The organism is Xanthomonas sp. NCPPB 3174 (assembly GCF_056725205.1).
In genome coordinates, this window is the sequence record NZ_CM161517.1 from 1,370,192 (window position 1) to 1,381,677 (window position 11,486).

An 11,486-nucleotide genomic window follows, 5' to 3' on the forward strand; every position below is an offset into this window, starting at 1 on the left:
AGTCGCGCCAGGCACGCGCTCCTCGTAGGAGCGGCTTCAGCCGCGACCGGTCATCACCCGGTCGCGGTAGTCCAAAAAGGGCACGAGCCGCCCCTCAAAATCGACGCCTCACGCCGAGCAGCGGGCCGCCCGACATCGCGCGCGGCCCGCATTCGCCTTGCTCAGCGCGCCCCGAAGCGCGCCCGGCAGCCGCCGTTGACCCACACCGTATTGCCTTCGTAGCCCCAGCTGCGGCCTTCGGCGCAGGTGGTACCGGACAGTTGCTCGATCAGTACTGGGCGGCCCTGGCGGCGGTCCCAGGCGCAGGTGCGTAGGCGCTTGTCGTCGCTGCTGCAGGTCACCGTGTAGCCGTTGTCCAGCGGCGGCCGGCCCGGTCCCCAGCCGCCACCGCCGCGGCCCTCGGCGAACTCGCCGCGGCAGCCGTCGTCGACCCACACCGCGCCATCGCGCGAGCCCCAGGTGCGGCCCTCGATGCAGCGGGTGTCCGACAACTGCCGCACCAGCATGGCGTTGCGCCAGCCGGTCGGGCAGATGCGCTGGCGCTGGTCCTGGCTTTCGCAGCGCACGGTGCCGGCCACGCCGCCACCGCCGCCGCCCCAGTTGCCGCCCGGAGCGCCGCGGCCTTCGACGAAGCGACCACGGCAGCCCTGGTCCACCCATACCACGCCCGGCGCCGAGCCCCAGGTGCGACCTTCGATGCAGGGCGAGTCGGACAGCGTGCCGACCAAGCGGGCGGGCCCGCGGAACGGGGTCGCGCACTGTTGGCGGCGGCGGTCGTTGCTGGAACAGGCGACGGTGCGGCCGTCGAAGCCCGGTTCCTGCCGCCAGCCGCCGCCGCTGCCGCGCAGCGAGGTGGCGATGTCCTGCTGGATGTTGCCGAAACTCCAGCCGCGGTCGATCTGGTCCAGATAGAACTCGAGCTGGTCGTCGGGGATCTGCCGGCCACGCGACTGGTCGGCGTATTCGCGCTCGATCACCCGGACCCGGCCGGGGACCGACAGTTGCCGCAGGTCCTGCGGGGCGTAGGCGCGGGCGCTCTGGGCCGCGGCCGGGGCGCTGGCCAGGGTCAGCGCGGCGATCACCAGCCAGGTGCCAAGGGGCTTCAACATGGGTTCTCTCCTCCCCGTGAATGGTGCGCGGACTATAGCCGCAGGCAAACTTAAGCCAGGGTGAGCCGGGCGACGATTTGCCCGGGCCGGCGCCGCGCCGCAGAATATCCGGCTTGCCGGCGCCTTCTGCGCCGGCCGCCCCCTGTTTGGAGCTAGCGATGCGTACCCACTTCTGCGGCCTGGTCGACGAGACCCTGATCGGCCAAACCGTCACCCTGGCCGGCTGGACCGACGTGGCCCGCAACCTCGGCGGCGTGTGCTTCATCGACCTGCGCGACCACGAAGGCATCGTGCAGGTGATGGTGGAGCCGGAGAACGCGGACGTGTTCAAGGTCGCCGCCAGCCTCGGCTACGAGGACGTGCTGCAGGTCGAGGGCGTGGTGCGCGCGCGGCATGCGGTCAACGACAAGCTGCGCAGCGGTAAGGTCGAGGTGATCGCCACGGCCATCACCGTGCTCAACAAGGCCGCGCCGCTGCCGTTCCACGCGCACGAGAACCCGGGCGAGGAAACCCGCCTGAAGTACCGGTATCTGGATCTGCGCCGCCCGGAGATGCAGCGCATGCAGCGCACCCGCATCAAGCTGGTGCAGGCGCTGCGCCGCTACCTGGACGAACGCGGCTTCCAGGACATCGAGACCCCGATCCTGACCAAGGCCACCCCGGAGGGCGCGCGCGACTTCCTGGTGCCGGCGCGCATGCACCCGGGCGAGTTCTACGCGCTGCCGCAGTCGCCGCAGCTGTTCAAGCAGATCCTGATGGTGGCCGGCTTCGACCGCTACTACCAGATCGCGCGCTGCTTCCGCGACGAGGCGCTGCGCGCCGACCGCCAGCTCGAGTTCACCCAGCTCGACATGGAGTTCGCCTTCGTGCGCGAGCGCGACGTGCAGGACTTCGTCGAAGCCATGGTCCGTGCCATCTTCAAGGAGGTGGTCGACGTCGAGCTGGCCGCCGAATTCCCGCGCATGACCTGGGCCGAGGCCATGCGCCGCTACGGCTCGGACAAGCCGGACCTGCGCATCGCGCTGGAACTGACCGACGTCGCCGAGCTGGTCAAGGACAGCGACTTCGCGGTGTTCAGTGCGGCGGCCGCCGACCCCGACGGCCGCGTCGCCGCGCTGCGCATTCCCGGCGGCGCCAGCCTCTCGCGCAAGCAGATCGACGACTACGCCGCGCACGCCGCCAAGTACGGTGCCAAGGGCCTGGCCTACATCAAGATCGCCGACAGCGGCGAGATCAGCTCGCCGATCCAGAAGTTCTTCGGCGAGGCCGCGTTCGCCGCGCTGCTCGCCCACGTCGGCGCCGGCAACGGCGACATCGTGTTCTTCGGCGCCGGCACCTACGGCAAGGTCTCCGACTTCATGGGCGCGCTGCGCCTGAAGGCCGGCAAGGATTTCAATCTGGTCGCCGACGGCTGGCGTCCGTTGTGGGTCACCGATTTCCCGATGTTTGAGTGGGACGAGGAGGCGCAGCGCTACGTCGCCCTGCATCACCCGTTCACTGCGCCGGCCGTGGACGACATCGCCGAGTTGCGCAGCCACGCCAAGACCGCGGTGTCGCGTGGCTACGACATGGTGCTCAACGGCAACGAGATCGGCGGCGGTTCGATCCGTATCCACCGTCCGGACATGCAGAGCGCGGTGTTCGAACTGCTCGGCATCGGTGCCGAGGAAGCGCGCGCCAAGTTCGGCTTCCTGCTGGACGCGCTGAACTACGGCGCGCCGCCGCACGGCGGCATCGCCTTCGGCATCGACCGCATCGCCGCGCTGATGGCCGGCACCGAGTCGATCCGCGACGTGATCCCGTTCCCCAAGACCACCGGCGCGCAGGACCTGATGACCGACGCGCCGTCGCCGATCGCCGACGCGCAGCTGGCCGAAGTGCACGTGCAGGTGCGCCCGCAGGCGCAGTGATCCCTTTCTTACAACCGTAGCGCAGGCCGACACATGAGCGAGACCGCATTCAATCTGGAGTGGGAAACCCTCGGCAACGAGGGCGCAGTGGAGGCCATCGTCACCCAGCGCGCGCGCGTGTTCGGCGGCTGGCTGGTGCGTGCCGGCAGCGGCGCCAACGCGCCGCTGGCGTTCGTGCCGGATCCGGAAGGCCGTTGGGACGGCGAGGATTTCGGCGAGGACGACTACGAGTACGAGGAAGACGACGAGGAAGAAGAGGACGAGGACGAGGAAGAGGAAGAAGGCGACGACGAGGACGACGGCGAAGAGGCCGATGCCGACGCCGCGCACCCGGCGCGCTGAGCCGTGCTGATTCGTCGCGCCACGCCGGACGATGCCGCGGCGGTGACCCGCATCGCCACGGCCACCTTCTGCGAAACCTTCGGCCATCTTTACCCTGCGCAGGATCTGCAGGCCTTCCTCGACGAAGCCTATTCGATCGAGCGCGCGCAGGTGGTGCTGGCGCATCCGGACTACGCGATCTGGCTGGTCGAGCACGACGGCCAGGTGGTGGGACACGCCGCCGCCGGCCCCTGCGGCCTGCCGCATGCCGAGGTGACGCCCGGCGACGGCGAACTGAAGCGGCTGTACCTGCTGCGCGCGCACCAGAACGGCGGCTGGGGCGCGCGGCTGTTCGAGACCGCCCTGGCTTGGCTGGAGCGCGACGGCCCGCGCACGCTGTGGGTCGGCGTGTGGTCGGAAAACCTGGGCGCGCAGCGCTTCTACGCGCGCTACGGCTTCGAGAAGGTCGGCACCTACGAGTTCCCGGTGGGGCAGGTGCGCGATCTCGAATTCATCCTGCGTCGGCCGCCGCGCGCGGGCTGACGCCTGCAGCCGGACGTCGTCCGGGCATGCCGCGTCGACACAGCGGCAACGAGCGCGCGCTACAGTGCTGGCCTGTCCAGCTTGAGGAGAACGCGCCATGTTCCGACCGTGGATGGGAGTCGCCGCCGTGTTGCCGCTGCTGGCCGCGTGCGCGCCACCGGCCAAGTTGCAGCCGGCCAGTGGCGGGCCGAGCGTGCAGGGCGATGGCCGCTGCAACGTCGAGGCCGTGGCCTGGGCGGTGGGCCAGGAGGCCACCCAGGCAACCATGAGCCGGGTGTGGAAGGAGAGCGGAGCCGGCGTGGTGCGGCCGATCGCGCCGGGCCAGGCGGTGACCCGCGACCTGCGTCTGGATCGGCTCAACGTGTTCCTGGATGGCAGCAACCACATCGTCCGCACCACCTGCGGCTGAGCCGCGCATGGCCGCCGCGCCGCAGGTGCTGTTGCTGCATGGCATCTGGAACGCGCGGCCGTGGCTGCTGCCGCTGGCGCTGCGCCTGCGCCGCGAGGGCTGGCGCGTCGCGCGCTTCGGCTATTCGACCGCGTTCGGCGGCGCCGAAGCCGCGCTTCCACGGCTGCACGCGCGCATCGAGCAACTGTCAGCCGCGGGGCCGGTCGCCCTGGTCGGGCATAGCCTCGGCGGCCTGATCGCCTTGCGGGCCTTGCAGCAGGCGCCAACACTGCCGGTGACCCGGGTGGTGTGCCTGGGCAGCCCCTTGGCCGGCAGTGCCGCGGCGCGCGCCTTGGCGCAACGGCGGCTCGGGCGGGCGCTGGGCCGCAGTGCGGTGCTGTTGCAGCGGGGCGTGGTGCGTTGGGACGGGGCGGCCGAAGTCGGCATGATCGCCGGCACCGTGGCCCGCGGCCTCGGCGCACGCTTTGCCGCGCTCGGGCCGGCGTCCGACGGCAGCGTAGCGCTGGCCGAGACCCGCGTGCCCGGACTGGGCGATCACTGCCAAGTCCGCGCCAGCCACAGCGGCTTGCTGTTCTCGATGGAGGCCGCGCGGCAGACCGCCGCGTTTCTGCGCGACGGCCGCTTCGCCGCCTGAGCCGGCGCCTGCCGGAACCCAATGCGCCGCGGCGCCGGTCGCGGCGCATTACGATCCACCGCGACCGCCTGGCGCCGACGTAGTGGCGATGCCGCCGCTTACGGCGTCACGAAGGTCTTCAACCAGTCCAGCGTGGGGTTGAGCGCCCAGGCGGCGGTGCCGCTGCGGTAGTTGCCATCGACCAGAATGCCTGCGCACTGGGTGCCCGGATAACCGCCGAAGCCCATGAAGCAGTGGTCGGCGTAGAGGTCCTGCACCTCGCGATCCTTGACGACGTACCAGCCGCTGCCGTTGCTGCGGAAGCACGACTGCTGCCCATCGCAGCGCAGGCCGGTGACCAGTTGCGCCTGCGTGCGGGCGATGTTCTCGGTGCCGCCGACGAACATGTCGCGCTCGCCGTTGATGATGCGCAGGCGATCGGACGGCAGCGAATGGTTACCGTCGGCGATGCACGACGCCAGGTTGTAGTAGGCGGTGTAGGTCGCGCCGGTGCCCTGGCCGAACGAGGCGGCGACCCGGGGATCGTAGTCGTGCGCCAGCACCGAGATGATCGAGCCCTGGCTCAGCCCGCCGGTCACCACGCCCTTGGAGCAGTCGGCCTTGTCGCGGGCGCAGAGCTGGGCGATGGCGCTGTTGAGATTCTGCGCATCGAAGATGGCCTTGGCGCGGTTGCCGATGACGCCGCAGCTGCCGAAGCTGGCGTTGTCGTACTCCACCGAGGCCGCCACGAAGCCCTTGGCCGCGGCGGCATTCACCGCGGCCATCGCCCAATTGCTCTGGTAGTTCTCACCGGTGCCGCCGATATGCACGTACACCGGGTACTTGCCGGCCGCGCGGGGTTCCTGGCCGCTGATCGCATAAGTGCTGACGCCGGCACTGTAGCGCCCCCGGAAGGCATCGGTCTGGGCGCTGGCCAGGCCCGGGGCGGCGAGGGCGGCCAGGCCCAGGCAGCGCAGGGCCAGCGACAGGAACGGGTGGGCGAGGGACGTGCTGCAGGCCATGGGGGATCTCCTTCGATGCGATGGAACGCTGGCGCGACCGGCGCGTTCAGCCTCCCAGTGGGGCGCTACAGTCTTGGCGGCAGTCCGCGCGCCGGGGTAGACAGCCCGCCAAGACTTGACGGCCACCACGGGCCGGCGCGCACCCGGGCGGGAGGCGCCAGCGGAACGCGGCACGCATGCGCGGACACGTGCCCCGGCCGGTCGCCGGCCCGCCTGGGCCGCGGGATGTGCGCTGCATCAGGTAAAATCCGCGCCTTGTCCTTACAACTGTCCGGAACGCCCCATGGGTAGAGGCCCCTCGATCGAAGCCCGCAAGAACGCATCCGATGCGAAGCGCGGCAAGATTTTCACCAAGATCATCCGCGAGATCGGCGTCGCCGCGCGCGCCGGCGGCGGCGATCCGTCCAACAACCCGCGGCTGCGCGTGGCGATGGACAAGGGGCTGGCCTCCAACATGTCCAAGGACGTGATCGAGCGCGCGATCAAGAAGGCCACCGGCGAACTGGAAGGCGTGGAGTACGAGGAAGTGCGCTACGAGGGCTACGCCCCGGGCGGCGTGGCGGTGATCGTCGACTGCCTGACCGACAACCGCGTGCGCACCGTGGCCGACGTGCGCCATGCCTTCAGCAAGTGCGGCGGCAACATGGGCACCGACGGCTCGGTGGCCTTCATGTTCAAGCGCCTGGGCGTGCTCAGCTTCGCCGCCGGCGCCGACGAGGAGAAGATCACCGAGGCGGCGATCGAGGCTGGCGCCGACGACATCGTGGTCTACCCCGAGGACGGCGCGATCGACGTGCTGACCGCGCCGGAGGCATTCCAGGCGGTCAAGGACGCCATGGACGCGGCCGGCCTGGCCGCCGACCACGCCGAAATCACCTTCCGCGCCGACAACGACATCGCCGTGGACGGCGACACCGCGGTGCAGGTGCGCAAGCTGCTGGACATGCTGGAAGACCTGGACGACGTGCAGAACGTCTATTCCAACGTGGACCAGGCCGCCCTGAGTGACGGGGGCTGACACCATGAAACCCGGGGCCCGGGGCCCAAGACCCGGAACCCGGAAGAACGCCGTGCCGGCACCGGAGGCATCGCAGACGTCGATGGCTGCCACGGGCATCTCTGCCCGCACGGGCGCTGCTTTCCCGATTCCCGATTCCCGAATCCCCAATCCCGGCTCCACCCGCATCCTCGGCATCGACCCCGGCTCGCAGCGCACCGGCGTGGGCATCATCGACGTGGACGCGGCCGGCCGTACCCGGCATGTGCACCACGCGCCGCTGGTGTTGCTGGGCGAGGGCGACTTCGCCCAGCGGCTCAAGCGCCTGCTGCACGGACTGGATGCGCTGATCGAGGAGTACCGGCCGCAGGAAGTGGCGATCGAGCGCGTGTTCATGGGCAAGAGCGCCGATGCGGCGCTGAAGCTGGGCCATGCCCGCGGCGCAGCGATCTGCGCGGCCGTGCTGCGCGAACTGCCGGTGCACGAGTACGCGGCAAAAGAGATCAAGCTCGCCGTGGTCGGCAAGGGCGCGGCGGAGAAGCAACAGGTGCAACACATGGTCGGTCTCATGCTGAGCCTGACTGGCAAACTTCAGGCCGACGCCGCCGACGCGCTGGCCGTCGCCATCACCCATGCCCACGTGCGCGCGACCGCGCAGCGCCTGGGCGTCAGCACGCAGCAGGCGTGGAGTAGAAAATGAGTGGAGCTGGGATTCGGGATTGGGGATTGGGGATTGGCAACAGCCGCGCGCGTGCGTGCCGGCCCCGCTTTGACGAATCCCCAATCCCGAATCCCCAATCCCGGCGCCTCCAAGGAGGCGCCCAATGATCGGCCGTCTGCGCGGCATCCTGGCCTACAAGCAGCCGCCGTGGCTGGTGATCGACGTGGGTGGGGTGGGGTATGAGCTGGAGGCGCCGATGAGCACCTTCTACGACCTGCCCGATGTCGGCCGCGACGTCATCCTGTTCACCCACTATGCGCAGAAGGAGGACAGCGTGTCGCTGTATGGCTTCCTTCGCGAGGGCGAGCGGCGCCTGTTCCGCGACGTGCAGCGGGTCAGCGGGATCGGCGCAAAGATCGCGCTGGCGGTGCTGTCCGGGGTCAGCGTCGACGAGTTCGCGCGGCTGATCACCGCCGCCGATGTCACCGCGCTGACCCGCATTCCCGGCATCGGCAAGAAGACCGCCGAGCGCATGGTGGTGGAACTGCGCGACCGCGCGGCCGACTTCAGCGGCGGTGCGCCGATCACCGGGCAACTGGGTACCGACGCGGTGTCCGAGGCCACGGTGGCGCTGCAGCAGCTCGGCTACAAGCCGGCCGAGGCGGCGAAGATGGCGCGCGACGCCGCCGCCGACGGCGACGAGGTCGCCACGGTGATCCGCAAGGCCCTGCAGGCGGCGCTGCGCTGACCGCCCGGTCGGCCCGGCTTCCCCCGCTCTTTCTTCACGTTCTGGCGCTACTCTTCCCACCATGTCCAGCTCCTCCAGTTCCGCCGCCCGCCCGGGCAGCCACGATCCGCATGCCAAAACGGGCCTGGGGGTGATGCTGACCGCCATCGGCGTGGTCTTCGGCGACATCGGCACCAGTCCGCTGTACACGCTCAAGGAGGCGTTCTCGCCGCACTACGGGCTGACCCCGGACCACGACACCGTGCTGGGCATCCTGTCGCTGGTGTTCTGGGCGCTGATGCTGGTGGTCACGGTCAAGTACGTCACCGTGATCATGCGCGCCGACAACGACGGCGAGGGCGGCATCATGGCGCTGACCGCGCTGGCGCAGCGCACCCTGCCGGGCGGCTCGCGCTCGATGTACGTGGTCGGCATCCTCGGCATCTTCGGCGCCTCGCTGTTCTTCGGCGACGGCGTGATCACCCCGGCCATCTCGGTCCTCTCGGCGGTGGAAGGCCTGGAAGTGGCCGCGCCCAAGCTGGAACCGTTCGTGGTGCCGATCACCCTGGTGGTGCTGGGGATGCTGTTCATGGCCCAGCGCTACGGCACCGAGCGGGTCGGCAAGGCGTTCGGGCCGATCACCCTGGTCTGGTTCGTGGCGCTGGGCGCGATCGGCGTCTACAACATGGCGCGCGCGCCGGAAGTGCTGCATGCGCTGAATCCCTGGTGGGGCGTGCGCTTCTTCGCCGAACACAACTGGCACGCGGTGTTCGTGCTCGGCGCGGTGGTGCTGGCGGTGACCGGTGGCGAGGCGCTGTACGCGGACATGGGCCATTTCGGCGCCAAGGCGATCCGCCGCTCCTGGCAGTGCGTGGTGCTGCCGATGCTGACCCTGACCTACCTGGGGCAGGGCGCGCTGGTGCTGCGCGACCCGGCCGCGGTCAGCAACCCGTTCTACGAGGCGGTGCCGGAGTGGGCGCTGTATCCGATGATCGTGCTCGCCACCGCGGCCACGGTGATCGCCTCGCAGGCGCTGATCACCGGCGCCTACTCGGTGGCCAGCCAGGCCATGCAGCTGGGCTACATCCCGCGCATGCACATCCGCCACACCTCGCACTCCACCATCGGCCAGATCTACGTGCCGGCGGTGAACTGGTGCCTGCTGGCGCTGGTGGTGGTGGCGGTGATCGGGTTCGGCGACTCGACCTCGCTGGCCACGGCCTATGGCGTCTCGGTCACCGGCACCATGCTGATCACCACCGTGCTGATGGTCATCTACGCGCGCGCCAACCCGCGCGTGCCGGCACCGCTGCTGTGGCTGTTCGCGCTGGTGTTCCTGGCGGTGGACTGCGCGTTCTTCTACGCCAACATCATCAAGTTCCTGGACGGCGCCTGGTTCCCGCTGCTGCTGGGCCTGATCCTGTTCACCCTGATGCGCACCTGGCGCCGCGGCCGCAAGCTGCTGCACGACGAAATCCGCAAGGACGGCATCAAGCTCGACACCTTCCTGCCCGGGCTGATGCTGGCGCCGCCGGTGCGCGTGCCCGGTACCGCGGTGTTCCTGACCGCCGACCCGATGGTGGTGCCGCACGCGCTGATGCACAACCTCAAGCACAACAAGGTGCTGCACGAGCGCAACGTGTTCCTGACCGTGGAAACCCTGCAGGTGCCGTACGCAGCAGCCGGGCAGCGCTTGAAGATCGACGCGATCGGCGACGAGTTCTATCGCGTCTACGTGCGCTTCGGCTTCATGGAGACCCCGGACGTGCCGCTGGCGCTGATGCGTTCCTGCGACCAGGGCGGGATCTACTTCGACCCCATGGACACCACCTATTTCGCCAGCCGCGAGACCATCGTGGCCAGCGCCAACCGCGGCATGCCGATCTGGCGCGACAAGCTGTTCGCGGTCATGCACCGCAACGCCGCCCCCGCCACCGGCTTCTTCCGCATCCCCGGCAACCGCCTGGTGGAACTGGGCGCGCAGGTGGAGATCTGAGGCCGCCTGCGGCGGCCGGGATTGGGGAGTGGGGATTCGGGATTGGTCAAGGCCATGGCGCCGAGACCGTCCCGCAGCCGATACTATTGCGCTACCAATCCCGAATCCCCACTCCCCAATCCCGGCTCTAAATGGACCGCATCATCGCCAGCAGCGCCACCCGCGAGGATGAGGCGGCCGAGGCCAGCATCCGCCCCAAGCGGCTGGACGACTACCTCGGCCAGCAGCCGGTGCGCGAGCAACTGTCGATCTACATCGAGGCGGCCAAGGCGCGCGGGGAGGCGATGGACCATGTGCTGATCTTCGGGCCGCCAGGCTTGGGCAAGACCACGCTGAGCCACGTCATCGCCAACGAGCTGGGGGTCAACCTGCGGGTCACCTCCGGCCCGGTGATCGAGAAGGCCGGCGACCTGGCGGCGCTGCTGACCAACCTGCAGCCGCACGACGTGCTGTTCATCGACGAGATCCACCGCCTGTCGCCGGTGGTGGAAGAAGTGCTGTACCCGGCGATGGAAGACTTCCAGATCGACATCATGATCGGCGAGGGCCCGGCCGCGCGCTCGATCAAGATCGACCTGCCGCCGTTCACCCTGATCGGGGCCACCACCCGCGCCGGCCTGCTGACCGCGCCCTTGCGCGACCGCTTCGGCATCGTCCAGCGCCTGGCCTTCTACACCCCGGACGAGCTGGCGCAGATCGTGCGCCGCTCCGCCAGCATCCTCGGCATCGCCTGCAACGCCGACGGCTGCGCCGAGATCGCACGCCGCGCGCGCGGCACCCCGCGCATCGCCAACCGCCTGCTGCGGCGGGTCCGCGACTTTGCCCAGGTCCGCGCCGGCGGGCAGATCGACCTGGCGGTGGCCCAGGCCGCCACGCAGATGCTCAAGGTCGACGCCGAAGGCTTCGACGAACTGGACCGGCGCATGCTGCGCACCATCATCGACTACTTCGACGGCGGCCCGGTCGGCGTCGAGTCGCTGGCCGCCTCGCTGTCGGAGGAGCGCGGCACCCTGGAGGACGTGATCGAGCCCTACCTGATCCAGCAGGGCTACCTGATCCGCACCGCCCGCGGACGCATGGCGACCAACAAGGCCTATCTGCACTTGGGCTTGCAGCCCAAGCGGGATTCGGGATTGGGGATTGGGGATACAGGAGCGCTGTTTTGACTGTCAGCCGCC

12 protein-coding genes are annotated in these 11,486 nt (G+C 69.8%); 10 read left to right on the forward strand and 2 right to left on the reverse strand.

Annotated elements, in window-relative coordinates:
- Window positions 1–161: 161 nt before the first annotated feature.
- Window positions 162–1,109, reverse strand: coding sequence for a DUF3011 domain-containing protein (locus tag AC1PK7_RS06100; protein ID WP_481100190.1), 948 nt, complete (start codon window positions 1,107–1,109; stop codon window positions 162–164).
- A gap of 158 nt (window positions 1,110–1,267) precedes the next feature.
- Between AC1PK7_RS06100 and aspS the strand changes: the two genes are divergently transcribed.
- From aspS to AC1PK7_RS06125, 5 genes are all read left to right on the forward strand, one after another.
- Entirely contained in the window at window positions 1,268–3,019 is a 1,752-nt protein-coding gene (gene aspS / locus AC1PK7_RS06105; RefSeq protein WP_481100191.1) for an aspartate--tRNA ligase, read from the forward strand.
- Window positions 3,020–3,052: 33 nt separating this feature from the next.
- The gene (locus AC1PK7_RS06110; protein ID WP_481100192.1) at window positions 3,053–3,361 is read left to right on the forward strand and encodes a DNA primase; all 309 of its coding nucleotides are present in this window, start codon (window positions 3,053–3,055) and stop codon (window positions 3,359–3,361) included.
- Between the two features lie 3 nt (window positions 3,362–3,364).
- On the forward strand, window positions 3,365–3,883 hold the full coding sequence (locus AC1PK7_RS06115; RefSeq protein WP_481100193.1) for an N-acetyltransferase family protein: 519 nt from the start codon (window positions 3,365–3,367) through the stop codon (window positions 3,881–3,883).
- Window positions 3,884–3,980: 97 nt separating this feature from the next.
- Window positions 3,981–4,292 (forward strand): I78 family peptidase inhibitor, encoded by a 312-nt coding sequence (locus AC1PK7_RS06120; RefSeq protein ID WP_244667391.1) that lies wholly within the window; start codon window positions 3,981–3,983, stop codon window positions 4,290–4,292.
- Window positions 4,293–4,299: 7 nt separating this feature from the next.
- On the forward strand, window positions 4,300–4,926 hold the full coding sequence (locus AC1PK7_RS06125; RefSeq protein ID WP_481100194.1) for an esterase/lipase family protein: 627 nt from the start codon (window positions 4,300–4,302) through the stop codon (window positions 4,924–4,926).
- 98 nt (window positions 4,927–5,024) lie between these two features.
- Here the strand turns inward: AC1PK7_RS06125 and AC1PK7_RS06130 are convergent, their stop codons facing one another.
- Complete coding sequence (locus AC1PK7_RS06130) at window positions 5,025–5,927, reverse strand: hypothetical protein (RefSeq protein ID WP_481100195.1); 903 nt, start codon at window positions 5,925–5,927, stop codon at window positions 5,025–5,027.
- Between the two features lie 283 nt (window positions 5,928–6,210).
- Here AC1PK7_RS06130 and AC1PK7_RS06135 point away from each other — a divergent pair, with 283 nt between their 5' ends.
- The 5 genes from AC1PK7_RS06135 to ruvB all read left to right on the forward strand — a co-directional run bounded on the left by AC1PK7_RS06135 (window position 6,211) and on the right by ruvB (window position 11,474).
- Entirely contained in the window at window positions 6,211–6,945 is a 735-nt protein-coding gene (locus AC1PK7_RS06135; protein ID WP_010344319.1) for a YebC/PmpR family DNA-binding transcriptional regulator, read from the forward strand.
- Window positions 6,946–7,027: 82 nt separating this feature from the next.
- Entirely contained in the window at window positions 7,028–7,624 is a 597-nt protein-coding gene (gene ruvC, locus AC1PK7_RS06140; RefSeq protein ID WP_481100196.1) for a crossover junction endodeoxyribonuclease RuvC, read from the forward strand.
- A gap of 124 nt (window positions 7,625–7,748) precedes the next feature.
- Window positions 7,749–8,333, forward strand: a complete 585-nt coding sequence (ruvA, locus tag AC1PK7_RS06145; RefSeq protein ID WP_017907444.1) for a Holliday junction branch migration protein RuvA — start codon at window positions 7,749–7,751, stop codon at window positions 8,331–8,333.
- Between the two features lie 61 nt (window positions 8,334–8,394).
- On the forward strand, window positions 8,395–10,308 hold the full coding sequence (locus tag AC1PK7_RS06150; protein ID WP_010344316.1) for a potassium transporter Kup: 1,914 nt from the start codon (window positions 8,395–8,397) through the stop codon (window positions 10,306–10,308).
- 131 nt (window positions 10,309–10,439) lie between these two features.
- The gene (gene ruvB / locus AC1PK7_RS06155; RefSeq protein ID WP_420009252.1) at window positions 10,440–11,474 is read left to right on the forward strand and encodes a Holliday junction branch migration DNA helicase RuvB; all 1,035 of its coding nucleotides are present in this window, start codon (window positions 10,440–10,442) and stop codon (window positions 11,472–11,474) included.
- Window positions 11,475–11,486 lie beyond the last annotated feature (12 nt).

Coding starts and splice junctions, on each gene's coding strand:
- AC1PK7_RS06150 (WP_010344316.1), top strand. CDS start 8,395: ATGTCCAGCTCCTCCAGTTCCGCCGCCCGCCCGGGCAGCCACGATCCG.
- AC1PK7_RS06125 (WP_481100194.1), top strand. CDS start 4,300: ATGGCCGCCGCGCCGCAGGTGCTGTTGCTGCATGGCATCTGGAACGCG.
- AC1PK7_RS06120 (WP_244667391.1), top strand. CDS start 3,981: ATGTTCCGACCGTGGATGGGAGTCGCCGCCGTGTTGCCGCTGCTGGCC.
- ruvC (WP_481100196.1), top strand. CDS start 7,028: ATGGCTGCCACGGGCATCTCTGCCCGCACGGGCGCTGCTTTCCCGATT.
- ruvB (WP_420009252.1), top strand. CDS start 10,440: ATGGACCGCATCATCGCCAGCAGCGCCACCCGCGAGGATGAGGCGGCC.
- AC1PK7_RS06135 (WP_010344319.1), top strand. CDS start 6,211: ATGGGTAGAGGCCCCTCGATCGAAGCCCGCAAGAACGCATCCGATGCG.
- ruvA (WP_017907444.1), top strand. CDS start 7,749: ATGATCGGCCGTCTGCGCGGCATCCTGGCCTACAAGCAGCCGCCGTGG.
- AC1PK7_RS06110 (WP_481100192.1), top strand. CDS start 3,053: ATGAGCGAGACCGCATTCAATCTGGAGTGGGAAACCCTCGGCAACGAG.
- aspS (WP_481100191.1), top strand. CDS start 1,268: ATGCGTACCCACTTCTGCGGCCTGGTCGACGAGACCCTGATCGGCCAA.
- AC1PK7_RS06130 (WP_481100195.1), bottom strand. CDS start 5,927: ATGGCCTGCAGCACGTCCCTCGCCCACCCGTTCCTGTCGCTGGCCCTG.
- AC1PK7_RS06100 (WP_481100190.1), bottom strand. CDS start 1,109: ATGTTGAAGCCCCTTGGCACCTGGCTGGTGATCGCCGCGCTGACCCTG.